Raw genomic sequence first — 24,518 nt, forward strand, 5'->3', positions numbered from 1 at the left:
CATGTCGAGCAAGCGCATTCAGCGTGACCGCTAAGCGACTGCTTTTGTTGAGCTTTCGTGAAATCTGATGAAGAAAGCTGGTACAAACCGACATATCCTCTTTACAGAGACTTAACCAACGAGACTACTATCGGGTCATCGGTCCGCTTATCGGCGACCGATTTCTTCGACGCCCCTTTTGGCGTCCCTGCACGACCTGAGAGAGAGAGAGCTCGTCATGACTTCACGCACCACCCCCCTGGGGCAGGCCATCCGCTACGCCCTGGCAACCACTGCGACGCTGGCCGCGCTGCCTGCGTTCGCCCAGAGTGGCAGCACTGCCGCGCCGACCACCCTGGATCGCATCGAGATCACTGGCTCGCGCATCCGCCAGGTGGACGTGGAGACCGCACAGCCGGTCCTGGCACTGAGCCGGCTGGACATCGAGCGCCAGGGCTTCAGCTCGGTGGCCGACATCCTGCAGAACGTCACCGCGATGGGCAGCCCGGCGATCAGCCGTGCCAACGCGCTGAGCGCTGGCGAAAACACCGGCGGCACCTATATCGACATGCGCAACCTGGGCGCGCAGCGCACCCTGGTGCTGGTCAATGGCAAGCGTCTGGGCATCAGCACCTCCGGCTACCAGGACGTGTCCTCGCTGCCGGTGTCTGCGGTGGAGCGCATTGAAGTGCTGAAGGACGGCGCCTCGGCCATCTACGGTTCCGACGCGATGGCGGGCGTGATCAACATCATTACCCGCTCCAACGTCAACGGCGTGACCGCCAATGTCTACCACGGCCAGTACAGCGAAGGCGACGGTGCCCGTGACCGCTTCGATGTGGTCGGCGGCTGGAGCAATGATCGCGTGTCGCTGACCCTGGCACTGGAGCACTCCGAAGAAAAGAGCGTCTGGGCAAAGGACCGCTGGTTCAGCAAGTACGGCGTGAGCGACCGCCACCCGAACGACGCCTCCAACTGGACCACGCTGAGCCAGTGGGGCCAGGTTACCGGCCTGAAGGGCGGCCCGGGCTGCACCAACGCCACCCAGGGGTGTGGCTACTCGCTCAACCGCGGCGCTGACCCGACCAACCCGGCCAACTACCACCTGACCGACGCAACCCCGTTCACCGGCGACGTCAGCAACGCCAACGAACAGATGCACGTCATGTATCCGCTCAAGCGTGATTCGGTGTACTTCGACGGTCGCTTCAAGATCACCGACCAGGTCAACCTGCGCACCGAATTCGGCTACAACAAGCGTTCGGCCGAGCGCCAGATTGCAGGCTACCCGCTGCAGTCCAGCTCGGTGTCCATCTCCGGTGACCCGACCGCCACCGGCCTGATGTCCAAGGACAGCTACTTCAACCCGTTCGGCACCCAGCACGGCTATGCCAGGCCAACCGACGTGGCCTGGAACCGCCGCACCTGGGAAATCCCGCGCGTGAGCACCAGCGAACTGAAGACCTACCGTGCGGTAGTGTCGCTGGATGGCAGCTTCGAGATCGGCCAGCGCTACTTCGACTGGGACGTGGGCTACCAGTACAACCGCAACGAGCTGACCGCCACCGCCACCGGCAACCTGCACAAGAAGCGCGTGCGTGACGCCGTGGGCCCGTCGTTCCTGGATCCGGCCACCGGCAAGGTGATGTGTGGCCGTCCGGGCGCGGTGATCAGCGGCTGCACGCCGTGGAACCCGCTGGTGCCCTACGGCAGAAACGATCCGAACGGACTGACCGGCAATGAAGAGCTGATGGCCTGGCTGTTCCCGGCGGAGCACACCACCGGCCGGACCACCACCAAGAACGCGTTCGCCAATCTGTCCGGCAGCATCCTGACCCTGCCGGCCGGCGACCTGGGCTTCGCCTTCGGTGTGGAAAGCCGAAAGGAAGATGGCCGCTACACCCCCGACGCTCTCGCCCAGACCGGTGCCACCACCAACCTGGCCGCTGGCCCGACCGGTGGCAGCTACAACGTGAAGGAAGCCTACCTGGAACTCAACGTGCCGGTGCTGGCCGACCTGCCCGGCGCACGCGAGCTGAGCTTCAATGCCGCTACCCGCTATTCCAAGTACAACACCTTCGGCAACACGCTCAACAGCAAGTTCGGCTTCAAGTGGAAGCCGATCGACCAGCTGCTGGTCCGTGGTACCTGGGCCGAGGGCTTCCGCGCACCGACCATCAACGATCTGTACGGTGGTGGTTCGGAAACCTTCGCGCAGTTCAGCGACCCGTGCGACACCGTGTTCGGCTCGGCCAAAGGCAGTGCCGAAGTCCGCGCACGGTGCGCACGTGACATCGCCGATGCAGCCAACTTCCGCCAGCTGAAGCAGGGCAACACGCCGGTAACCACGGCGCAGGATGCCACCCCGACGCCGTTCGTGTCCGGCTCCAACCCGCTGCTGGTTCCGGAGACCTCGACCAGCAAAACGCTGGGCCTGGTGTGGAGCCCGACCTTCCTCAGCAACTTCAACGTGGCGCTGGACTGGTGGAAGATCCGCATCGACAACACCATCGTCGGTGACAGCCCGAACCAGATCCTGAAGGACTGCTATGAGCAGGGCATCGAATCGCGCTGCAGCCGCTTCACCCGCGACCCGTCCAACGGCATCGTCACCGGCCTGAAGTTCGGCAACCGCAACGCCGGCTTCGCCGAGACCGAAGGTTACGACCTGGATGTCAGCTACCGCGTCGACACCGGCTACGGCAAGCTGAGCGCAGGCTGGACCAGCACCTATGTGAGCAAGAACGTCTACCGCTCCACCAATGATGTCCGTGATGCGATCACGCCGATCAACGGCGTGGCCAACACCATCGGCACCGCTACCAGCCTTGCGTTCCGCGTGCGCTCCAACCTGGTGCTGGGCTGGGATGTGGGTGACTTCGGCGTCAGCTGGACCGCACGCTACTACTCCGGCGTGAAGGAGCGCTGCCTCAACGCCTCGCGGTATGCCGACGAATGCTCCGATCCGACCTTCCTGGCCCCGTGGCTGAAGTCGCCGACCGCCTACAACGAGCGCGGCGCGGTGACCTTCCACGACGTGCAGTTCCGCTACAACCTGCCGTGGGATGCAACCGTGTCGGTGGGCGCGAACAATGTGTTCGGCAAGGAAGCGCCGGTGATGTACAGCAAGCCGAACTCGTCGTTCTCCTACTACGGTGGCTACGACATCGGTCGTTTCATGTACATGAAGTACCAGCAGCGCTTCTGATCCACCCGCGTTGCTGACGCTTGTCGACCACGGCCCTTCGGGGCCGTGGTTCTTTCTGATTCTGCGCAGACTGTCGCTTTCCACATTGCCCGTGCTGCGTTCCATCAGGGACCCGGTCCGCTGCCTCGCCTCCGCCGTAACGCCGCAGGCCGGAGCAATCGATTGATCTGCTTCCGCTTTGTGCAGAAACGTCACACCTGTCTGCACGACTTTCGTCGCTTGCCCATACGTCTCCACGCCCGTCTTCACTAGGTTCGAACGTCCACCACCGCGGTGGCATTGACGCAGCCCCGCTTGGCTGTGTTCCGAAGACTTCGAAGACCGAGAGAGAGACCCATGACCATCCGTATTCCCGAACTGGGGTTGGCGATCCGTCGTGCACTGACGATGACGGCCACCACCGCACTGGCCGCCCCCGCATTCGCCCAGCATGCACCGGAAGCCACCACGCTGGACCGTATCGAGATCACCGGTTCGCGCATCCGCCAGGTCGACCTGGAAACCGCACAGCCGGTGCTGACCATCAGCCGCGCCGACATCGAGCGGCAGGGCTTCAATTCCGTCGCGGACATCCTGCAGAACCTGACCGCGACCGGCAGCCCCGCGCTCAGCCGCGCCAGCCCGCTCAGCAGTGGCGAAGCCTCCGGCGGCAGCTACGTGGACATGCGCGGGCTGGGGGCGCAGCGCACGCTGGTGCTGGTCAACGGCAAGCGCCTGGGCATGACCACTTCGGGTTACCAGGACATTTCCAGCATTCCCGCCGCTGCCGTGGAGCGCATGGAAGTGCTGAAGGACGGCGCTTCGGCCATCTACGGTTCCGACGCGATGGCCGGCGTGGTCAACATCATCACCCGGCGCAACGTCCAGGGCGTGGCGGCCAACGTCTACCACGGGCAGTTCAGCGAAGGTGACGGTGCGCGCACCCAGTACGACGTGGTTGCCGGCTGGTCGAACGACCGCGCCTCGATCAGCGTCGCCGCCGAGCATGTCGAAGAGAAGGGCGTATGGGCCAAGGACCGCGGCTTCAGCGCCTACAGCTACACCGATCGTCATCCGGACGATGGCTGGACCACGGTCGGCCAGTGGGGGCGCATCGTCGGCTTCAAGGGCCCGGGCTGCAGCAGCAGCCGTGGCTGCAGCTATTCCCTCGACCGCGGCAGCCAGCCGGGCGGGCCGGACAGTTTCCACCTCAGTGACAACACACCGTTCACCGGTGATGTCAGCAACAGCAACGAGCAGATGCACGTGCAGACACCGATCAAGCGCGATTCGCTCTTTGTCGACGCACGCATGGATATGAACGACCAGGTCCGCTTCAGTACGCAGCTGGCCTACAACCGGCGTACCACCACGCGCCAGGTCGCCGGCTATCCGTTCCAGTCCGCTGCGGCCGGCATCACGCCGATGTCCGCCGACAGCTGGTTCAACCCGTTCGGCAGCCACCACGGCTATGAACACCCAAGCGACGTGCACTGGAACCGCCGCACCTGGGAGATTCCGCGGGTCAGCATCAGCGAACTGACCACCTGGCAGGGTGTGGCCGCGTTTGAAGGCAGCTTCCAGTTCGTCGGTCGCGAGTTCGATTGGGAAGCCGGCTACCAGTACAACCGCAGCGAACTGGAGCAGCGTGCCACCGGCAACCTGCACAAGCAGCGCGTCGCCGATTCCACCGGCCCTTCGTTCTACAACCCGGCCACCGGCAAGGTGGAATGCGGTACACCGGAGGCACCGATTGCCGGCTGCAAGCCCTGGAATCCGCTGGTGCCGTATGGCCAGGATGACCCTTACGGCCTGACCGGCAACAGCGAACTGCAGGACTGGCTGTTCCCCGAGGAAATCACCCGTGGCAGAAACACCACCCGCAACCTGTTCGCCAGCCTCAGTGGAGGCCTTGCCACGCTGCCTGCGGGGGAACTGGGCTTCGCCCTGGGCGTGGAGAGCCGCCGCGAGGAGGGGCGCTTCATTCCCGACGCGCTGGCCCAGACCGGTGCCACCACCAACCTGGCGGCGGGCCCCACTGGAGGGGGTTACCGCGTCGACGAGGCCTACCTGGAGCTGAGCGTGCCGTTGCTGCACGACCTCCCCGGTGCACGCCAGCTGACCCTCGACGCGGCAACGCGCTACTCGGACTACACCACCTTCGGCGGAACCCTCAACAGCAAGTTCGGCGTGTCGTGGAAGCCGATCGACCAGCTGCTGGTCCGTGGCACCTGGGCGCAGGGCTTCCGTGCACCGACCATCGCGAATCTGTACGGTGGGGGTTCGCAGACCTTCACCACCGGCTTCCGTGACCCCTGCGATACGGTGTATGGCGCGGCCGCCAGCAGCCCGGAGGTGCGTGCACGCTGCGCCGCCGACATCGCCAATGCAGACAGCTACCGCCAGCTCGGCCAGGGCAATGAGCCGATCACCGGCAGCAGCGGGCAGACACCGCTGCCCTTCACCAACGGTTCCAATCCCGACCTGAAGCCGGAAACCTCTACCAGCCGCACCCTGGGCCTGGTGTGGAGCCCGACGTTTGCCGAAGGGCTGAACATCGCGCTGGACTGGTGGAAGATCCGCATCGACAACACCATTGTCGCCGACCACCCCAACGACATCCTCCGCGACTGCTACGAACTGGGCATCGCCGAGCGCTGCGGCAGCTTTACCCGCGACCCGGAGCTGGGCATCGTCAACACGCTCAGCTATGGCAGCCGCAACAGCGGTTTCCGCCAGGCCGAAGGCTATGACCTGGAGATCGGCCACAAGATCGAAACCTCCTGGGGCACGTTGAGCGCCGACTGGAAGACCACCTATGTGGTCGCTGCGGAGCAACGGACCACCAACGAGGCGGATGTACCGCCGATTCCCAGCAATGGCATCGCCACCGACGGTGGCATCGGCTTCCGCGTGCGCTCCAACGCATCGCTGGGCTGGGAACGCGGCAACCTCGGCCTGACCTGGGGCCTGCGCTACTTCTCTGCGGTCAAGGAGCGCTGCCTGGGCGTTGATGAGTATCCGAACGAGTGTTCGCACCCCGACCAGCGCGCACCATGGTTCAGCGGCAGCCGTGACTACAACCGTCGCGGATCGGTCACCTTCCACGACGTGCAGGCACGCTACAACCTGCCATGGGATGCGACCGTCTCGATCGGTGCCAACAATGTGTTCGGCCGCCAGGGTCCGGTCATGTACAGCCAGCCGAGCGCCAATTTCTCCTACTACGGTGGCTTCGACATTGGTCGTTTCATCTACATGAAATACCAGCAGCGCTTCTGATCCACCGCGCTTGCTGCAGCACCGCCACGGCCCTTCGGGGCCGTGGCTCCACGGCAACCGGACGGCCGTCATCCCGTGGTCGCAAAGCGGTCATATCCGCTACATCGCCAGGCCCGAGCATGCCGGAAACCCGGAGGCCCGCCATGCGCTATGCCATCGTCACCGAGACCTACCCGCCGGAAGTGAACGGCGTTGCCCTCACCGTGCAGGGCCTGGAGCAGGGACTGCGCACTTCCGGCCATGACATCGACCTGATCCGGCCACGCCAGACCAGCGAAGCGCTGGACTCGGCGCCAGGCACGCTGCTGGTTCCGGGTGCCGCATTGCCGCGCTACCCCGGCCTGCGCTTCGGCCTGCCTGCACCGATCCGGCTCAACCGCCACTGGCAGCAGCAGCGTCCCGATGCGGTCTACATCGCCACCGAAGGCCCGCTGGGCTGGTCGGCGCTGCGCACCGCGCGCCGCCTTGGCATTCCGGTCGCCAGTGGTTTCCACACCCGCTTCGACGAGTACCTGCCCGACTACGGCGTGGCCTGGCTGCAGGCCGCGGCGATGCGCTGGATGCGCCGGTTCCACAATCAGGCCGATGCAACCCTGGTGCCCACCCGCGAACTGCAGCAGTTCCTTGTTGAACAGGGCTTCGACCGCGTGCGCCTGCTGGCGCGCGCGGTCGACAGCCAGCAGTTCGATCCCGGCCGGCGCGACCCGGCGCTGCGCGAGGAATGGGGCGTGGACGGCAATGGCCTGGTCGCGATCTACGTCGGCCGCATCGCCGCGGAAAAGAACCTTGGCCTGGCGGTGAGAGCCTTCCGACGCCTGCAGCAGATCCGGCCCAAAGCCCGCTTCGTATGGGTGGGCGATGGCCCAGCCCGCGAAAAACTGGCACATGAAAACCCGGATTTCATCTTCTGCGGCATCCAGCGCGGCGATGCGCTGGCCCGGCATTTCGCCAGCGGCGATCTGTTCCTGTTCCCCAGCCGCAGCGAGACCTTTGGCAACGTGACCCTGGAAAGCATGGCCAGCGGCCTGGCCACCGTCGCTTTCGACTATGGCGCGGCTCGCGAATACCTGCGTGACGGCGAGAACGGCGCGGCCGTGGAAAACGATGAGCAGTTCATCGAGGCAGCCGTGCAGCTGGCCGCCGATGATGCACGGCGCCGCGAGTTGGGCAGCAGCGCCGCGCGTGCGATGAAGCGCCTGCATCCACAACAGGTGGTTGCCGAATTCGATGCGCTGCTGGCCGAGCTGGCCCAGTCGCGGAGGAGCGGCCATGCGCACTACGCCGCTTGAGCTGCTGGCCGGCCGCGAAGCACGGCTGTGCCGCCGGGCCAACCACTACTGCCGGCGTCGCCGTGTGCGCCGGCTGTTCTCGGTCATCAGCCGGCTCGGCGATGGCGTGTTCTGGTACGTGCTGATGGGCGCACTGGTGCTGCTGGACGGCTTCGACGGACTGCGTGCATCGGTGCACATGGCCGCCACCGGGCTGGCCGCACTGCTGCTCTACAAGGGCCTCAAGCGCTGGACCCGACGCCCTCGCCCGTATGCGGCCGATCTGCGCATCCGCGCCTGGGTGGCGCCGCTGGACGAGTTCAGCTTCCCTTCCGGGCACACCCTGCACGCGGTGTCGTTCACCATCGTCGCGCTGGCCTACTACCCGTGGCTGGCACCGCTGCTGGTTCCCTTCACCTTCGGCGTCGCGCTGTCGCGGGTGGTACTGGGCCTGCACTACCCGTCCGATGTACTGGCCGCCACCGGCATCGCCATCCTGTTGGCCTCGGCCAGCCTGGCCTGGCTGCCTCTGCCGGTGTGATGGCCGCTGCACCGGCCGCGCGTGGCCCGGCGCTACCGTCATCGTTGATGGCCTAGAATGCAGGCATGACCACGCTGTTCATTTCCGACCTGCATCTGGACCCCAGCCGTCCGGAGATCACCGACCTGTTCCTGCGCTTCCTGCGCGACCAGGCGCCCGGCGCCGATGCGCTGTACATCCTGGGCGACCTGTTCGAGGCCTGGATCGGCGACGACACGCCCTCACCCGCCGCCGATGCGGTGGCCGACGAACTGAAGGCACTCTTCGACAGCGGCGTGCCGGTGTACTTCATCCGCGGCAACCGCGATTTCCTGCTCGGCGAGGACTATGCCCGCCGCGCCGGCCTGCGCATCCTGCCCGACCCCTGCGTGATCGAACTGTACGGCCGCCCGGTGCTGCTGCAGCACGGCGACCTGTTGTGCACCGACGACATTCCCTACCAGCAGTTCCGCGCGCAGACGCGCGACCCGGCATTCCAGGCGCAGTTCCTGTCGCAGCCGCTGGCCGCGCGCATCGCCTTCGCGCAGCAGGCGCGTGATGCCAGCCAGGCACGCCAGGCGGAAATGAAGCAGGGTGACCGCGCACAGTTCGAGACCGTCACCGACGTGGCCCCGGCCGAAGTCGATGCCACCTTCGTGCGCCACGGCGTGGATACGATGATCCATGGCCACACCCATCGCCCGGCGGTGCACACGCTGCAGGCCGGTGGACGCACCCGCACCCGCATCGTACTGGGCGACTGGTACGAACAGGGATCGGTGCTGCGCGTGGATGCCGGCGGCTGGTCGCTGGATACGCTCGCGCGCGAATGATGGATCGCAGGGTGCCAACCAGGGTTGGCATCTACCCGGGCAGGTGCACGCACCCGGGCAGACACCGCCCCTGGCCGGCGCCTGGCCTCAGCGGAAGCCCGCGATGGTGGCCTTGGTATTGACCAGCACGCGCTGGTTGTCGGCGGTACTGGCGTTGCCCATCGGGATGCCGTTGTAGCTGATGTTCGGGTTGGACCAGTAGTTCAGGCGCGGGCAGCTGCGTGTGCAGTTGTAGGCCATGATCGTGCGCCAGCCGGTGCCGCTGGACGGCTCATAGCGATAACCATGGCCATAGGCGTACGGCGAGGTGCTCGGGTCGGTGGCGATATCATGCCGTGCACTCTGCAGGTGGCCGATCTCGTGCGCGAACGAGTAATAGCCTGTCGCGCAATCCCAGTACACCGCCGCGAAGGCGGTGGAAGCCGTCGAGCCTATGCCCGAGGCCAGGCCACAGTACGCACTGTTGTTGATCAGCAGCACGCCCACGTCCGCCGTGTAGGTGTTCCGGCTGGTGTGGATGCTGTCCATGTAGCCGTCGCTGGTGCCACGGAAGCGGGCCAGATCAGTATCGAAGCTGCCCGATTCGGTGTAGTTGGTGGTCTCGTAGCGGGCCAGCTGCATGGTGATGCCCACGTTGCTGTTGACATACCCCTGGTTGGACTCGGCCACGGCCAGCTGCACCAGCGACTGCATGTTGCCGCCATAGGCCGCCACGGCCGCATTGGTCGCCACCACCAGCACGCGGATGGTGGCCGGGGTGCCGGACGACGCCTGTGCGGTACCGATGCGATCGTTGGCGCCCATCGGGATTTTCGGCAGCTGGTTGTAGTCGGCCGGATGGTCGGCCGGCATCCGCGATTCGTCCACTTCCACCAGCACGTGGCGGTTGCCCAGCGGGCGCAGGCGATAGAGCTTGCCGTCCTTGCGGATCGACCCAGTGATGGTGTCGCCCGAGCGCACCAGGATCAGCGAATTGCCCGGATCGTCCTGGCCATTGGACGTGGCAGCGGTCAGCTTGTCCGAAGGGGAGCGGAACTGGCCGTACCAGATGCTGCCGCCATCGGGCAGCGCCTCCACCTTGCTGCGCACCGCCTGCACGCGCCGGCCGAGCAGTTCGAACTCGAGCTGCGGCTGCGCGGTGGCAGCTGCATCGACACGCACTTCCTGTACCGTCGCGGTGGACGGGGTGGCCAGCAGCTTGCCCAGCGCGGGCTCACTGTTTGCCGATGCACGGCTGATGACCGTCACTGGCTCGAACAACGGTGCCGCCTGCGCGGCCGCTGCCACCGACAAACCCAATACCAAGCCACCTGCCGCTTTGCCAATCGATCTGGACAACATTGCGTCGCTCCTTGAATGATGTGAACAGCGTTGATGCAGCACGCCCGGGTTTGCCGGGTTTGGCCATATGGCCTGCGTGGGCCGTGTGAATTCAATAGAAGACGAAGATGAAAATCAGGAACTGTGATCCACCGCATCTACGTTAATTAAGGTCAAAAGCGTCACTACACTTCGCCAATACACCGCTTTCGCGCTACCGTGACGTAGCCACGACGGGACATACACATGGCTCCATCGCAGGACACGGACGAAGATGTCGGCTTGCTGCGGATAGGCCTGTTCTTCGATGGCACCCGCAACAACGCACACAACCTGGCACGCGGTCGCCCCCGGGTTCCGCAGCCACGTCCGGCGCAGCTGCGTGCGGATGACGATTCGACCTACCAGAGCCGGCTGACCAGCAGCTACGACAACGGCCTGACCAACATCGCACGCCTGCAGCAGCTGTATCCGGACAGCCGCCGCGATGCGATGGCCACACCTTCGCTGTCGATCTACGTGGAAGGCGTGGGCACCCGCGACGATGCCGACGACGACCTGATCGGACTGGCGTTCGGCATCGGCGCCAGTGGTGTGCGCGCGAAAGTGCAGCGCGCGCTGCAGGTGCTGCTTCCGGCCGCACTGTCGGGACTATCCGCACGCTGGCAGCGACCGCTGCATGGCGTGCAGCTGGACCTGTTCGGTTATTCACGCGGCGCTGCTGCCGCACGTGACATCGCCAACCAACTTCAGGGCTGGGACGGCGTGCGCTGGCGCCAGCTGCTACAGGCCGCCGGCCTGTCCTGCACTGCGAACTTCCCCCCGTCCACGCCGGTGCTGCGCTTCATCGGGCTGTTCGACACCGTTGTCGCGGTCAATGGCGGCCGCGCCGAGGAACAGCCGCAACTGGCGCTGCGCAGTGGCATCGCACGCCACGTCGTGCAGCTCACCGCGCGTGATGAACATCGCCAGCACTATGCACTGACCAGCGTGGCGCCGCCGTTCACCGAGATTGCCCTGCCCGGCGTGCACGCCAACATCGGTGGCGGCTACAACCAGCTCGACGAAGGGCCCAAGCTGCTCAGTCGCCCGCGCCGGCAGTTGCTGCGCCGCCCCGCGGTTGCCGACTACCAGATTCCTCCACTGGCGATGCTGCAGGCCACCACGGCCTATGCTGAAACACAGGCCGATGCCGAACGCTGGCGACAGCAGCTGGGCGTGGACGAGAAGGAAATCTGGGTGGATGTCTGGCACCAGTGGCAGCAGCAGCGACGCGCCGGCAGCCGCAGCGTGCTGTTGTCACCGGTGCTGTATGTGACCGCCGCTGTGGTACTGCGCCGGCCCATCGACTGGCGTTACCAGCTGATCGCACTGCAGGTGATGCAGCAGCAGGCCATCGATGCCGGCGTGCAATGGACTGCAAATGCCGCCGAGGTTCCCGGCTGGGAACTGCCGTCCGTCCTGCGGCCTATCGCACGGCGCCTGGTGGCCGGACAGCCACTGACGGCGACACAGGAGGCGCTGCTGCGTCGGCGCTACCTGATGCAGTCGGCGCACTGGAACTTCGATGCGCTGGGCGACACCGCACTGACCTACGCCGCCGATGCCGGCGTCAGCGAACTGCCGTATCGACCAGGCCCTGGCTTGTTCTATATCAACCGGCCAACCGTGGATGGCAAGCGCGTGGTGTTGCCGAACGCATAAGAAAAGGGGACCTCCCCTGTTCTCAGCCGGCCTGCTCGACAAGGTTGGCCAGCTCATCCGCATCGAACCCGGCCAGCAGGCGCGCTTCCATGTTGAACGGCCCGTACAGGTAGCCGCCGGCATACTCCACAAGCAGTTCCTTGAAACGTGCGCGCGGCTCGACACCGGCGCGGTCGCAGTACCAGCGGTACCAGCGCGAACCGGCGGCAACATGCGCCACTTCCTCACGCAGGATCACCTCCAGCACATCGGCGGTTTCGCCATCACCGACATTGCGCAGTTTCTCGATCATGCCGGGCGTCACGTCCAGGCCGCGCGCTTCCAGCACGCGCGGCACCAGCGCCATGCGTGCCAGGCCATCGTGCGCGGTCTTTTCGCACATTTCCCACAGGCCGTTGTGCGCGGGGAAGTCGGCGTAGTCGTGGCCATGCACCTGCAGGCGCTCGCGCAGCAGCATGAAATGCCGCGATTCGTCGTCGGCACAGCTGACCCAGTCGGCATGAAACGCCGACGGCAGGCCACGGAAGCGGTACACCGCGTCCCAAGCCAGATCGATCGCGTTGAGTTCGATATGGGCGATGGCGTGGATGAAGGCAGCCCGACCTTCCACGCCACCCAGTCCGCGCCGCGGAACTTCGCGCGGATGCACCAGCATCAGCTGCGCTGGCCGGCCCGGCATGCGGATCGGTTCCGGCGGTGGCGCATCGGCCACCACTTTCAGGCGACCGGCACGGAACGCGGCCGCATACGCCTGGGTCAGCGCAACCTTGCGCAGCGGGTCGGCTTCGGCCAGGCACTGCTGCGCTGCGCGCAGCAGGTCGCCACCAACGTCGGGTACATCGACCACGCCTGGTCCTCAGGCGCGGCGCTTGTGCTTGGCGTCGTCCGACCGCAGCTGCTGGATGCGCTCGAAGTAGCCCGGTTCAATGCCGGTCGGGTAGTGGCCGTTGAAGCAGGACGAATCGAAGCTGCGCAGCGCCGGGTTGCCTTCGCTCACTGCCGCTTCCATGTCTTCCAGGTCCTGGTAGATCAGCCAGTCGCAGCCCAGGTGGGCTTCGATCTCTTCCACGGTGCGGTTGTGCGCGACCAGTTCCTCGGCCGCCGGCATGTCGATGCCGTAGATGTTCGGGTAGCGCACCGGCGGCGCGGCGCTGGCCAGATAGACCTTGCGCGCGCCCGCGTCACGGGCCATCTGCACGATCTGCTGGCTGGTGGTGCCACGCACGATCGAATCGTCCACCAGCAGCACCACGCGGTTGCGGAACTCAAGGTGGATCGGGTTGAGCTTGCGACGCACCGACTTCACGCGTTCGCCCTGCCCCGGCATGATGAAGGTACGGCCGATGTAGCGGTTCTTGATGAAGCCTTCGCGGTACTTCACCCCAAGTACGTTGGAGATTTCCAGCGCCGCGTCGCGCGAGGTGTCCGGGATCGGGATGATGGTGTCGATGTCATGGTCCGGGCGCAGGCGCAGGATCTTCTCGCCCAGCTTGATGCCCATGCGCATGCGCGCCTTGTGCACCGAGACGTTGTCGATCATCGAGTCCGGGCGCGCGAAGTACACGTATTCGAAGATGCACGGGGTGTGCTCGGCCGGCTCGGCGCAGATCTCCGAGAACAGCTCGCCACGCGCGGTGATCACCAGCGCTTCGCCCGGCTGCACATCGCGCACGCGCTGGAAGCCCAGCACGTCCAGCGCGGCCGACTCGGACGCCACGATGTACTCGTCGCCCTCGGCATGGCTGCGCTTGCCCAGCACCAGCGGACGGATGCCATGCGGGTCGCGGAAGGCGACCAGGCCCAGGCCCAGCACCACGCTGACCACTGCATAGCCACCCTTGCACCGGCGGTGCACGCCGGCCACCGCGCGGATGGCCGCTTCCGGGCTGAGCTGGCGCTGCTGTTCCAGTTCGTAGGCGAACACGTTCAGCAGCACTTCGCTGTCCGAATCGGTGTTGACGTTGCGGCGGTCCTGTTCGAACACCTGCTGGCGCAGCACCTCGGTGTTGATCAGGTTGCCGTTGTGGGCCAGCGCGATGCCGTACGGCGAATTGACGTAGAACGGCTGCGCCTCGTCCATGCCTTCCGAACCGGCGGTCGGGTAGCGCACGTGGGCAATGCCCACGCTGCCTTCCAGGGTGGACATGGTGCGGGCATCGAACACATCGCGGACCAGGCCGGTGGCCTTCTGCACGCGCAGGCGGCTGCCGCTGGCGGTGGCGATGCCCGCCGCATCCTGGCCACGGTGCTGGAGGACGGTCAAGCCGTCATACAACTGCCCGGCGACGTTCTGGTTGCCGACGATTCCGACGATGCCACACATGATGCGAGGTCTCCGCTGGGCTGTGCCCAGTTACAAGGAAGGTGGCCGTACCTGGCCGCGGTGGTCGCCGCGCACGCGGTCGACGTTGGCCGGATCGCCCGGCTCGATACTGTCCGGCAGTGCAGGAGCATCCGGGCGCACTTCCGCCGGATCGTAGGAATCGCCCTGTTCCGCTTTCGCAGGCCGCAGCCATCCGCTGCCTGCCACTACCTGGTTGAGGATGCCATTATCGCCTGCCGCGCCCGGCTTTCCCAACCCGGCGCCTGCGTTCTTGCCCAACTCCATCAATGCAGATGGGGACAGCGCGTCGGTCGGCAAGGCCTTGGGCAGCAGATCGGCCCCGGGAACCTCCCAGTGCGGCAGCTTGCTGTTCATCCAGGCAACGGTGGGATTCAGCAGTGGCCGCACCGCCGAGCGCTGCCAGGAGGGCTCGGCAGTCAACGGGGTGAAACTGCCCAGCAGCAGCAGGATCGCGGCGATCAGGCCGCCCCGCACGGCCCCCAGCACCCCGCCCAGCAGGCGGTCCAGGCTGGTCAGCATGCTGCGGTGGACCAGAGCCTTGATGACCATGCCGATCACCGCGACCACGATCATCACGCCGATACCGACGCCCAGGTAGCCGCCGACGAAGTGTTCGCCACCGGGGGCCGCCGGGGCAGCCCACCAATGGGCGGCATCATTGCCGAAGGCGAAGGCCGCCCACGCGGCCAGCAGCCACGACAGGGTGCCAATGACGATGCCGACGAAGCCGCGCAGCATCCCCAGCAGGGTGGAGGCGGCGATCACGATCAGCAGCACCACGTCGATCATGGCGCCCCGCTCCTTCGGCGGCGCTGGCAACGCGGCTGCGCGTGGGTCATGGGTGCGGCCGGACCATGCCGGCGACGCCGACCTTGGCGGCGACCTGCGCCTTCAGCTGCTCGGCATCGCCACGGTTGGCCACCGGCCCGACGCGGACGCGATGCAGGGTGCCCTTTTCGGTGCGCACCTGCTCGACAAAAGCACTGAAGCCGGCGGCGCGGACCTTGTCGCGCAGGGCGTTGGCATCGTTGGCCTGGCCGAACGCGCCCAGCTGCACGGCAAAGCCGACGCCGCTGGCGGCCGGTGCTGCCGGCGTGGCCGGGGCCGTTGCCGGCTTGCTCGCGGTGGCCTCCGGCTTCGGCTCGGGCTTCGGGGTTTCGGGCTTCGGCGCCGGCTTCGGCGGCTCGGGCTTGGCCGCCGGAGTGGTCGTTGCAGTCGGCGTACTCGGCGGCAGGCTTTCACTGCGCACCGGGTTGCTGCTGGCCGACGGCGCGGTGGCGGCGGATGGGGTACTGGCGCTCGGCGTAGCCGGTGCCGGGGTGGCTGCCACCGGGGCGCTGCTGTCCGCTGCGGCATCCAGGGTGATCACTTCGGCCTTCACATCGGCACGGATCTTCACCGCCTGCAGGCGGGCGGCCTCGGCCTGTGCACGGTCGGCGTACGGCCCCACGCGCACACGCCATGCCTGACGGCCGTTGATGGTGGTCGCTTCTGCGAAGCCCGGCAGCTGCGAGCGCTGCAGGTAGGCAATCACGGCATCGGCGTCGGCCTTGCTGCCGTAGGCGCCGAAGGTGACGGCGTAGTTGCCGGCAGCAACCGCCGGGGAGGTGTCCACGGTCGGCGGAGTGGCCGGCGTGGCGGCGTCCTGCAGCGGCTTGGCCTGCCCGGTCTGCAGGCCGGTGGCACCACCGGCCGGAGCCACCAGCGGTAGTTCACGGGTTTCGAACTGGCCATCGGCCGGCGCGTCCGGCGCGGCGATCGGCACCGAGGCCACACCGCTGTCCGGTGCAGGTCCCTTGACCAGCATCGGCAGGAAAATCACGGCCAGTGCGACCAGCACGATGGCACCAATCAGACGCTGTTTCAGAGGCGTATCCACGTGAGGCGGCAACTGTCCGGAGGTTGCGGTCGATTATACGGGTGCCGGACCGGACGGCGTCGGGATTGGCTGAACGTGGCTCAGGCGTTGCGCTGCAGCCACTGCAACGCGGCGGCGGCGGTATGGAAGGAGCCAAACACCAGTACGCGGTCACCGCGCTCGGCCCGGTCCAGTACCTGCGCCAGCGCCTGCTCGACCGAAGCGGCCTGCTGCGCGCTGCCAGCATCGGTCTCGGCCAGGCGCGCCTGCAACTGGGCGGCACTCTGGCCGCGCGGGCCGTCCAGGCCGGCAAGGGTCCACTCGCCAACCACGCCCTGCAATGCCTGCACCACACCCACCGCGTCCTTGTCCTGCAATGCGGCATACACCGCCAAGGTGCGCCCGGCCGACGCTTCGGCCTTCAGCGCACGGGCCAGCTGGCCCGCCGCCTGCGGGTTGTGCCCGACGTCGACGCGGATCTGCACGCCATCTCGCTCGAACGCCTGCAGCCGACCCGGGATACGCGCCGCCGCGATACCAGCGGCCCACGCCGCGCGCGGCACCGGCTTGTCCAGCGCGCGCAGCGCAGCAATGGCGGCACCCGCATTGGCCAGCTGGATCGGCCCGGCCAGCGCCGGGGTTGGCAGTTCCATGCGCAGGCCAACGTCCCGCCAGCGCCAGCGCTGGGCATCGATCGGCTCGTAGAAATAGTCGCTGCCGCCGCGGATCGCGTTGGCACCCACCAGGTAGGCCCGTGCGAGCACGCTCGACGGCGGGTCGGTCTCACCCAGGATCACCGGCTTCCAGCCACGGATGATGCCGGCCTTCTCGGTGCCGATTGCTTCGCGGTCTTCGCCCAGCCATTCGGCATGGTCGATGTCCACAGTGGTGATCACGGCCACATCGGCGTCGACGATGTTGACCGCATCCAGGCGACCGCCCAGACCCACTTCCAGAACCGCCAGATCCAGCCCGGCGTCGGCGAACAGCTGCAGCGCGGCCAGCGTGCCGTACTCGAAATAGGTCAGCGTGGTCTCGCCGCGTGCGGCCTCGACGGCGTTGAACGCAGCAACCAGCGCCGCATCTTCCACGTCCTGGCCGTCGATGCGCACGCGCTCGTTGTAGCGCAGCAGATGCGGCGAGGTGTACGCGCCAACCTTCCAGCCGGCGGCACGTGCAATGGCTTCGATGAAGGCGACGGTCGAGCCCTTGCCGTTGGTGCCACCAACCACGATGGTGCGCTTGCCCGGCGCCCCCAGGCCCATCGCGGTGGCCACGGCGCGCACGCGCTCCAGGCCCATGTCGATGGTCGCCGGGTGCTGGCGTTCAATGTAGTCCAGCCAGTCGGCCAGGGTGGTCGGGGTGTTCGTCACGGCAGGGGTTCCAGCAGAAGCAGGTGGTTCGGGAATCAGAGGGCGCGGTGCTTGGCTTCGCCGAAGAACGGCGTGTGGTGGGCGCAGTCGTTCAGGCGCACCACTTCCAGGCTGTCCAGGTCGGCGCCTTCGAGCAGGTTGAGCGTGGTCGGTGCCTGGCGGAAGGTCCACAGCCGGGAAAGCGGCAGGCCCAGCACCTTGCACAGGATCACGCGGTTGACCGCATCGTGCGCAACCACCAGCAGGGTGTCGTGCTCGCCGAGGCCTTCGGTGGCGCGGGCCAGGCCACGCCAGCTGCGCTCCAGCACCAGGCGCAGCGATTCGCCGCCGGGCATCAACACCGTATCCGGCTCCTCGCGCCAGGCCTGCAGGCGCGACGGATCCTTCTCGTGGATCTCGCTGGCCAGCAACCCTTCCCATTCACCGTGGGCGATTTCCTGCAGCTCCGGCTCGGTCAGCAGCATGTCGGCGCGGGCGGCGCCAAGCGCCAGCTGCGCGGTCCGCTGCGCGCGCGACAGCGGCGAGGCGACGGCACGGGTGATGTCCACCGAGGCCAGGCGGGCACCCAGGGCCTGGGCCTGGGCTTCGCCGATCGGCGAAAGCGGGATGTCGATCTGGCCCTGGTAGCGGCCTTCGGCGTTCCACGGCGTTTCGCCGTGGCGGGCAAGCAGGATGCGCATGCGTGCAAGGGGTCCTGGGGGGAGGAGGTTTCCGCGTTTCGTTCACATCCTGTGAAGCACGCGGAACAGGGATGATACCTGTTCGGCGCACCGGGCCGGGCCGGGCATGAAAAAACCCCGCGACGTGGGTCGCGGGGTTTCGGAATTCCCGGCCATCGGGTCGTGTTTGCCGGCCAGCGGCCGGCACTATCGCAACCGGTTTATTTCGCCAGGTTCAGTTCCTTCAGCAGCTGCGGCGCCGGCGCCACTTCCTGCATGATCCACTGCATGTAGCGGCTGTCGACGGCGATCATGCGGGTCATCACCGGGTCGAACACCCAGTTGGAGCTGACCGATTCCCAGTTGCCATCGAAGGCCAGGCCGACCAGCTTGCCGTTGGCGTCCAGCACCGGCGAACCCGAGTTGCCGCCGGTGATGTCCAGGTTGGACAGGAAGTTCACCGGCACCGAACCGATGCGCTTGTCTTCCAGGCCGCCGTAACGCTTGGCCTTGACCGCATCGAGCAGCGCCTTCGGCGAATCGAACGGATCTTCACCGGTCTCCTTCGCCGCCACGCCTTCCAGGGTGGTGAACGGGGTGTACGTCACGCCGTCCTTGCCATAGCCCATGACGTTGCCGAAGGTGATGCGCAGCGACAGGTTGGCGTCCGGGTAGACAAACTCACCCTGGCTCTTCTTGTAGTCGGCCACGGCCTGCAGGTACAGCGGGCGCGCGGTCAGCGATTCGCCTTCGCGGATCTTCTTCTGCTCTTCCTGCTTCAGCAGTGCCGGCATGACAGCCACGGCGTACTGGATGGCCGGATCGCTGCTGGCTTCAAACGCGGCACGGTCGGCCTTGAACCACTTCAGGCGTGCATCCAGGCTGCCCAGCTCGGTGCCCGACAGCTTGGCCACCACCGACTTCACCGCAGCGGCATCGCTGCCGGCCAGCCACTTGTTCAGCACGTCATTGTCGCGCTGCGCGGCCGGCAGGGCCACGTACTGCTCCAGCCAGTAGGCCTGCAGCTGCTGGTCCATCTTCGCCACGTAGCGACGATCCATCTGCTTCAGGCCACCTTCGATGGTGGTCAGGTCGCGTTCCTGGTAACCGGCTTCGCGTTCGGCATCCGGCTTGCTGCGCTCGATCGACAGGCGGTACAGGGTGATCGCCGCGCCAACGGCCGAGGTGTTGTTGAACTGGCCGACGAACAGGTCGCGTTCGCGGGTGGCCTTGCTGGTATCCAGATGCTTGAGCAGCTGCGCGTGTGCGGCCAGGGCCGGCTTGCCGGCAGCGCCCTGCTTCTTCAGCCACGCCAGCACGGCGGCTTCTTCAGCCTGCTTCTGGCCAGCGGCGTCTATGCGCTTGAAGCCTTCCAGCTGGCCCAGGTAGTTCTTGGCCACGTTGTTCATGCTGGCGGCGGTGGCGGCGTACTTCACCTTGACGTCGGCGTCGGCCTTGCCGGCGTCGGCGATCAGCTTCAGCACCGCGTTGTAGTGCTTGGCGATGGTCGGGTAGGTGAAGCTGGCGGTTTCGTTGAACTCACCGGCCAGCGCGTAGCGGTTGGTGCGGCCCGGGTAGCCGGCCACCATCACGAAGTCGTCGGCGCCCAGCGGCTGGTCGGCGAACTTCAGGAAGTGCTTGGGCTGGTACGGCACGTTGTCGGCGGCGAAGGCGGCCGGCTTGCCGTCCTTGCCGACGTAGGCGCGGTAGAACGAGAAATCGCCGGTGTGGCGTGGCCACATCCAGTTGTCGACGTCGCCGCCGAACTTGCCGACGCTGCCCGGGGGCGCATAGACCAGGCGCACATCCTTGATTTCCATGTTGCGGAACAGGCGGTAGGTGTTGCCGCCGGAGAAGCTGTACAGGCGGCAGCGGAAACCGGCATCGGCCTCACAGGCGGCAACCTGGGCCTTGTCGAAGGCGTCCAGCGCGCGGCTGCGGGCCAACGGGTCATTGCCGGCGGCGGCGATGGCGGCCTTGGCCTGGGCGGTGACGTCGGTGATCTGGTCGAGCACGAACACGCGGGCGTTCGGGCCGGCGCTCAGTTCGTCCTTCAGGGTCGGCGCGTTGAAGCCGTCCTTGATCAGGTTCTTCTGCGCGGTCGAATTCAGCTGGATGGCGCCATACGCGCAATGGTGGTTGGTGACCACCAGACCCTGCGGCGAGACGAAGCTGGCGGTGCAGCCGCCGAGGGCGACGACCGCGCCCATCGGGTCGCCGGTCAGGTTGGACAGCTGCTGCGGGGACAGCTTCAGGCCGGCCTTCTGCAGCGGGCCGGCGATTTCCGGCAGCTGCTGCGGCACCCACATGCCTTCAGCGGCATGGGCGACCTGGGCCAGCCCGAGGCTGGCGACGATGGAAAATGCAAGCAGGTTCGAGCGCATGGAGCGGCCCCTGGTAGTGGAACCCTCGATTGTAGCCCGCCGCCCTGCCCCGGCCCGAACCCCGGAAGTCATGGGCCTGCTTCTTGCTCTGCCACGCGCACGTCGGCCGCGCACACGGAAATCGTCCAGAGGGGGCGTGGTCACCCTGGACGGGACCGTTGGCGCCATGGGCCGGGCGCATGCGACTGGCGGGTTGGGCAGGACGCCCAACCCCGGTCTTGCCGTGTGCGCAGGATAGCGCGCACGAGCAAGGCGCCATCGAGCACCATGGATGGGCTTTTGCGTGTCCCGGCCAGGGTGACCACGCCCCCTTTCCCGGATCAGGGAGGCGCCGCTGTTCGCAGTACGTTCGAAACGCCCGCCGGCGCACGCCTTTCGTTCCACCACTGCACCCGCAGCGCAACATGGGAAATCCGCGCGGCCCCCTATAATCCGCGCTTTCCCCCTGATGAGTTCCACCCCGATGGCGCAGCAAACGATGAAGGCCCTGGTCAAGCGCGAAGCAGCCAAGGGCATCTGGCTGGAAGAAGTTCCGGTGCCGACCCCCGGCCCGAACGAGGTCCTGATCAAGCTCGAGAAGACCGCGATCTGCGGTACCGACCTGCACATCTACCTGTGGGACGAGTGGAGCCAGCGCACCATCAAGCCGGGCCTGACCATCGGCCACGAATTCGTCGGCCGCGTCGCCGCGCTGGGCTCGGCAGTGACCGGCTATGAGATCGGCCAGCGCGTCTCGGCCGAAGGCCACATCGTCTGCGGTCATTGCCGCAACTGCCGGGGCGGCCGCCCGCACCTGTGTCCGAACACCGTCGGCATCGGCGTCAACGTCAACGGCGCGTTCGCCGAATACATGGTGATGCCGGCCAGCAACCTGTGGCCGATCCCGGACCAGATTCCGTCGGAGCTGGCCGCGTTCTTCGATCCTTACGGCAACGCCGCGCACTGTGCGCTGGAATTCGATGTGATCGGGGAGGACGTGCTGATCACCGGTGCCGGCCCGATCGGCATCATCGCCGCCGGCATCTGCAAGCACATCGGCGCGCGTAACGTAGTGGTGACCGACGTCAACGACTTCCGCCTGAAGCTGGCCGCCGACATGGGCGCTACCCGCGTGGTCAACGTGGCCAACCAGTCGCTGAAGGACGTGATGAAGGAACTGCACATGGAAGGCTTCGACGTGGGCCTGGAAATGAGCGGCAACCCGCGCGCTTTCAATGACATGCTCGACTGCATGTACCACGGCGGCAAGATCGCCATGCTCGGCATCATGCCCAAGGGCGCCGGCTGCGACTGGGACAAGATCATCTTCAAGGGCCTGACCGTGCAGGGCATCTACGGCCGCAAGATGTACGAGACCTGGTACAAGATGACCCAGCTGGTGCTGTCCGGCTTCCCGCTCGGCAAGGTGATGACCCACCAGCTGCCGATTGACGATTTCCAGAAGGGCTTCGACCTGATGGAAGAAGGCAAGGCCGGCAAAGTGGTATTGAGCTGGAACTGATCCGCCCCACGGTAGCGCCGGGCCATGCCCGGCGTCACCGGAATGAAAAAGGCGCCCGATGGGCGCCTTTTCCAATGCGTGCCAGGCAAGCCTGGCACCTGCCGTAACGCCTGCGGCGTTACTTGCCGACGGCCACGCTCAGCATCACCCGGCTGTGGGCCAGCTTGCCGGAGTTGTCGCGGCCGTTGCCGTCGGTGCCGTAGTAGCCGAGGCCGACGTTGAACAGGCCGAACTGGCGCGCGACGCCGACGTTCCAGTCGGTGTAGTCCTTGGCGATGCCGTCCTCGAAGGTGCTGCGACCGACGTTGGCATTCAGGGTGAAGTCTTTCGGCAGGCCCCAGCTGCCGCCCAGGCCGAAGTACCAGCCATCGGTGCTGCTGTTCCAGACATCGTTGGTGTAGGCCACCGTCAGCTTGTAGGTCTCATCCAGCGTGGTGGTGGTGATCAGCTCGTTGTAGTTCAGCTCGCTGGCACCGAGGTAGGTGTAGCGGTTCAGCAGGGCGTCGAAATTGACGCGGGGCGTGACGTCAACGCCATAGCCGATCTGGTAGTCGACCTCGGTGCTCGGGTCGCCCGGACCGAAGTCGACGCCCGAACCCCAGACACCGGCATACAGGCCGACCGGCGAGGTGTAGGTGAACCCCGCCTGCAGGGTCGGCTTTTCGTCGGTCTGTGAGACACCACGGAACAGGTAATCGGAAACGGCGGTGACGTTCCAGCTGTACGGCGATTCGTCTTCCTGGGCACTGGCGGTGAACGGGGCGGCCATGGACAGGGCAGCGGCAATGGCGAGGCAGGCACGGGCGTGCTTCATGAGCGTCTCCGGTGGGGGCGGTGGCGTGGCGCGGAAGGCGGGGCGGCCGGAGCGGGACAGCGCCGGTTCACGAATTTTTAACCCGTTTGCTATTGCGATGCAACATGTGTCCGCTCTGGTGACGCCGCAACTGCGCCGGTTGGCAAGCGGCGATGCCCGGTAGAATCAGCGGTTTCCCCGCTCAGAACCGTGCCCACGCCATGACCGACCCCTCCTCCGCCCTGACCCGCCACTACGCCGAGGAACTGGACGCCATCCGCGCCCAGGGCCTGTTCAAGTCCGAGCGGATCATCACCAGCCCGCAGTCGGCCGAGATCACCCTCGACGACGGCCGCACGGTGCTGAATTTCTGTGCCAACAACTATCTGGGCCTGGCCGACCACCCGGACCTGATCCAGGCCGCCAAGGACGCGCTGGACAGCCACGGCTTCGGCATGGCGTCGGTGCGCTTCATCTGCGGCACCCAGGACCTGCACAAGCAGCTGGAGAAGCAGATCGCCGATTTCTTCGGCAAGCAGGACACCATCCTGTACGCGGCCTGCTTCGATGCCAATGGCGGCCTGTTCGAGCCACTGCTTGGCGAGAATGACGCGATCATTTCCGACGCACTGAACCATGCGTCGATCATCGACGGCGTGCGCCTGTGCAAGGCCAAGCGTTTCCGCTACGCCAACTGCGACATGGCCGACCTGGAAGCCCAGCTGCAGGCCGCCGATGCCGCCGGCTGCAAGACCAAGCTGATCACCACCGACGGCGTGTTCTCGATGGACGGCTTCATCGCGCCGCTGGACGAGATCACTGCGCTGGCGAAGAAGTACAACGCGCTGGTGCACATCGACGAATGCCACGCCACCGGTTTCCTTGGCGCCACCGGCCGCGGTTCGGCCGAGGTCAAGGGCGTGCTGGAGAAGATCGACATCATCACCGGCACCCTGGGCAAGGCCATGGGTGGCGCACTTGGCGGCTTCACCTGCGCCAGCGCCGAAGTGATCGAACTGCTGCGCCAGCGCTCGCGCCCGTACCTGTTCTCCAACTCGCTGCCGCCGCACGTGGTGGCCGCAGGCATCAAGGCATTCGAAATGCTGGCCGCCGCCGACGACCTGCGCAGCACGCTGGCCGAGAACACCGCCTACTTCCGCGAAAAAATGACCGCGGCCGGTTTCGACGTGAAGCCGGGCGTACATCCAATCAGCCCGGTGATGCTGTACGACGCGCCGCTGGCGCAGAAGTTCGCCGAGCGCCTGCTCGAAGAAGGCATCTACGCGATCGGTTTCTTCTTCCCGGTGGTACCCAAGGGCCAGGCGCGCATCCGCACCCAGATCAGCGCCGCGCACAGCCGCGAGCATCTGGACCGCGCGATCGATGCATTCACGCGCATCGGCGTCGAACTGGGCGTGGTCAAGGGCTGACCGCACCGGGGTCGGATCCCCAGGGGTAGCGCCGGGCCATGCCCGGCGAGCGCATGGCGCGGCGTTCGGGAAATCGCCGGGCA

General features: G+C 66.4%; 17 protein-coding genes. 8 read left to right on the forward strand and 9 right to left on the reverse strand.

Going from position 1 to position 24,518, the window contains the following annotated elements; all coding sequences use genetic code 11:
* The first annotated feature begins 217 nt into the window (after positions 1 to 217).
* The 5 genes from O0J15_RS08870 (at position 218) to lpxH (ending at position 9,069) form a co-directional block, all read left to right on the forward strand.
* Entirely contained in the window at positions 218 to 3,187 is a 2,970-nt protein-coding gene (locus O0J15_RS08870; protein ID WP_021202983.1) for a TonB-dependent receptor, read from the forward strand.
* 336 nt (positions 3,188 to 3,523) lie between these two features.
* Positions 3,524 to 6,448 carry a TonB-dependent receptor gene (locus tag O0J15_RS08875; RefSeq protein WP_227844982.1) on the forward strand — a complete coding sequence of 975 codons (2,925 nt, stop codon included), beginning with the start codon at positions 3,524 to 3,526 and terminating at the stop codon, positions 6,446 to 6,448.
* Positions 6,449 to 6,591: 143 nt separating this feature from the next.
* A complete protein-coding gene (locus tag O0J15_RS08880; protein WP_308305503.1) occupies positions 6,592 to 7,737 on the forward strand; it encodes a glycosyltransferase family 1 protein in 1,146 nt (381 codons plus the stop codon).
* Complete coding sequence (locus O0J15_RS08885) at positions 7,718 to 8,257, forward strand: phosphatase PAP2 family protein (protein ID WP_010483928.1); 540 nt, start codon at positions 7,718 to 7,720, stop codon at positions 8,255 to 8,257. The genes O0J15_RS08880 and O0J15_RS08885 overlap by 20 nt, the downstream gene beginning before the upstream one ends.
* Positions 8,258 to 8,322: 65 nt before the next feature.
* Positions 8,323 to 9,069, forward strand: a complete 747-nt coding sequence (lpxH, locus tag O0J15_RS08890) for a UDP-2,3-diacylglucosamine diphosphatase (protein WP_308305504.1) — start codon at positions 8,323 to 8,325, stop codon at positions 9,067 to 9,069.
* An 87-nt stretch (positions 9,070 to 9,156) separates the two neighbouring features.
* Here lpxH and O0J15_RS08895 read toward each other — a convergent pair whose 3' ends face one another.
* Complete coding sequence (locus O0J15_RS08895) at positions 9,157 to 10,410, reverse strand: M12 family metallo-peptidase (RefSeq protein ID WP_019659545.1); 1,254 nt, start codon at positions 10,408 to 10,410, stop codon at positions 9,157 to 9,159.
* Between the two features lie 225 nt (positions 10,411 to 10,635).
* Here O0J15_RS08895 and O0J15_RS08900 point away from each other — a divergent pair, with 225 nt between their 5' ends.
* A complete protein-coding gene (locus tag O0J15_RS08900) occupies positions 10,636 to 12,093 on the forward strand; it encodes a DUF2235 domain-containing protein (RefSeq protein ID WP_134730181.1) in 1,458 nt (485 codons plus the stop codon).
* 22 nt (positions 12,094 to 12,115) lie between these two features.
* Here O0J15_RS08900 and O0J15_RS08905 read toward each other — a convergent pair whose 3' ends face one another.
* The 7 genes from O0J15_RS08905 to O0J15_RS08935 all read right to left on the reverse strand — a co-directional run bounded on the left by O0J15_RS08905 (position 12,116) and on the right by O0J15_RS08935 (position 20,711).
* Positions 12,116 to 12,940 (reverse strand): ferritin-like domain-containing protein, encoded by an 825-nt coding sequence (locus O0J15_RS08905; protein ID WP_134730179.1) that lies wholly within the window; start codon positions 12,938 to 12,940, stop codon positions 12,116 to 12,118.
* A 9-nt stretch (positions 12,941 to 12,949) separates the two neighbouring features.
* Positions 12,950 to 14,416, reverse strand: a complete 1,467-nt coding sequence (purF, locus tag O0J15_RS08910) for an amidophosphoribosyltransferase (RefSeq protein ID WP_019659548.1) — start codon at positions 14,414 to 14,416, stop codon at positions 12,950 to 12,952.
* A gap of 30 nt (positions 14,417 to 14,446) precedes the next feature.
* Positions 14,447 to 15,226 (reverse strand): CvpA family protein, encoded by a 780-nt coding sequence (locus O0J15_RS08915; RefSeq protein WP_019659549.1) that lies wholly within the window; start codon positions 15,224 to 15,226, stop codon positions 14,447 to 14,449.
* Between the two features lie 46 nt (positions 15,227 to 15,272).
* The gene (locus O0J15_RS08920; protein WP_021202992.1) at positions 15,273 to 16,316 is read right to left on the reverse strand and encodes an SPOR domain-containing protein; all 1,044 of its coding nucleotides are present in this window, start codon (positions 16,314 to 16,316) and stop codon (positions 15,273 to 15,275) included.
* 80 nt (positions 16,317 to 16,396) lie between these two features.
* Entirely contained in the window at positions 16,397 to 17,668 is a 1,272-nt protein-coding gene (gene folC / locus O0J15_RS08925; protein WP_227844985.1) for a bifunctional tetrahydrofolate synthase/dihydrofolate synthase, read from the reverse strand.
* Positions 17,669 to 17,703: 35 nt separating this feature from the next.
* On the reverse strand, positions 17,704 to 18,348 hold the full coding sequence (locus tag O0J15_RS08930; protein ID WP_005408242.1) for a histidine phosphatase family protein: 645 nt from the start codon (positions 18,346 to 18,348) through the stop codon (positions 17,704 to 17,706).
* A gap of 200 nt (positions 18,349 to 18,548) precedes the next feature.
* Positions 18,549 to 20,711 carry a S46 family peptidase gene (locus O0J15_RS08935; RefSeq protein WP_111097983.1) on the reverse strand — a complete coding sequence of 721 codons (2,163 nt, stop codon included), beginning with the start codon at positions 20,709 to 20,711 and terminating at the stop codon, positions 18,549 to 18,551.
* 478 nt (positions 20,712 to 21,189) lie between these two features.
* Here O0J15_RS08935 and tdh point away from each other — a divergent pair, with 478 nt between their 5' ends.
* Positions 21,190 to 22,212, forward strand: coding sequence for an L-threonine 3-dehydrogenase (gene tdh, locus O0J15_RS08940; RefSeq protein WP_026346966.1), 1,023 nt, complete (start codon positions 21,190 to 21,192; stop codon positions 22,210 to 22,212).
* Between the two features lie 118 nt (positions 22,213 to 22,330).
* Here tdh and O0J15_RS08945 read toward each other — a convergent pair whose 3' ends face one another.
* Complete coding sequence (locus O0J15_RS08945; protein ID WP_021202258.1) at positions 22,331 to 23,026, reverse strand: TorF family putative porin; 696 nt, start codon at positions 23,024 to 23,026, stop codon at positions 22,331 to 22,333.
* A gap of 200 nt (positions 23,027 to 23,226) precedes the next feature.
* Between O0J15_RS08945 and kbl the strand changes: the two genes are divergently transcribed.
* Positions 23,227 to 24,435 carry a glycine C-acetyltransferase gene (kbl, locus tag O0J15_RS08950; protein ID WP_021202257.1) on the forward strand — a complete coding sequence of 403 codons (1,209 nt, stop codon included), beginning with the start codon at positions 23,227 to 23,229 and terminating at the stop codon, positions 24,433 to 24,435.
* The last annotated feature ends 83 nt before the right edge of the window (positions 24,436 to 24,518 follow it).

Origin of the sequence: Stenotrophomonas sp. Sm10, assembly GCF_030985515.1 — a bacterium.
Lineage (GTDB): Bacteria > Pseudomonadota > Gammaproteobacteria > Xanthomonadales > Xanthomonadaceae > Stenotrophomonas > Stenotrophomonas hibiscicola.

Bases quoted from the DNA above. Each gene is read 5' to 3' on its own strand.
- O0J15_RS08870 (WP_021202983.1), top strand. From the start codon at position 218: ATGACTTCACGCACCACCCCCCTGGGGCAGGCCATCCGCTACGCCCTG.
- O0J15_RS08875 (WP_227844982.1), top strand. From the start codon at position 3,524: ATGACCATCCGTATTCCCGAACTGGGGTTGGCGATCCGTCGTGCACTG.
- O0J15_RS08880 (WP_308305503.1), top strand. From the start codon at position 6,592: ATGCGCTATGCCATCGTCACCGAGACCTACCCGCCGGAAGTGAACGGC.
- O0J15_RS08885 (WP_010483928.1), top strand. From the start codon at position 7,718: ATGCGCACTACGCCGCTTGAGCTGCTGGCCGGCCGCGAAGCACGGCTG.
- lpxH (WP_308305504.1), top strand. From the start codon at position 8,323: ATGACCACGCTGTTCATTTCCGACCTGCATCTGGACCCCAGCCGTCCG.
- O0J15_RS08895 (WP_019659545.1), bottom strand. From the start codon at position 10,410: ATGTTGTCCAGATCGATTGGCAAAGCGGCAGGTGGCTTGGTATTGGGT.
- O0J15_RS08900 (WP_134730181.1), top strand. From the start codon at position 10,636: ATGGCTCCATCGCAGGACACGGACGAAGATGTCGGCTTGCTGCGGATA.
- purF (WP_019659548.1), bottom strand. From the start codon at position 14,416: ATGTGTGGCATCGTCGGAATCGTCGGCAACCAGAACGTCGCCGGGCAG.
- O0J15_RS08915 (WP_019659549.1), bottom strand. From the start codon at position 15,226: ATGATCGACGTGGTGCTGCTGATCGTGATCGCCGCCTCCACCCTGCTG.
- O0J15_RS08930 (WP_005408242.1), bottom strand. From the start codon at position 18,348: ATGCGCATCCTGCTTGCCCGCCACGGCGAAACGCCGTGGAACGCCGAA.
- O0J15_RS08935 (WP_111097983.1), bottom strand. From the start codon at position 20,711: ATGCGCTCGAACCTGCTTGCATTTTCCATCGTCGCCAGCCTCGGGCTG.
- tdh (WP_026346966.1), top strand. From the start codon at position 21,190: ATGAAGGCCCTGGTCAAGCGCGAAGCAGCCAAGGGCATCTGGCTGGAA.
- O0J15_RS08945 (WP_021202258.1), bottom strand. From the start codon at position 23,026: ATGAAGCACGCCCGTGCCTGCCTCGCCATTGCCGCTGCCCTGTCCATG.
- kbl (WP_021202257.1), top strand. From the start codon at position 23,227: ATGACCGACCCCTCCTCCGCCCTGACCCGCCACTACGCCGAGGAACTG.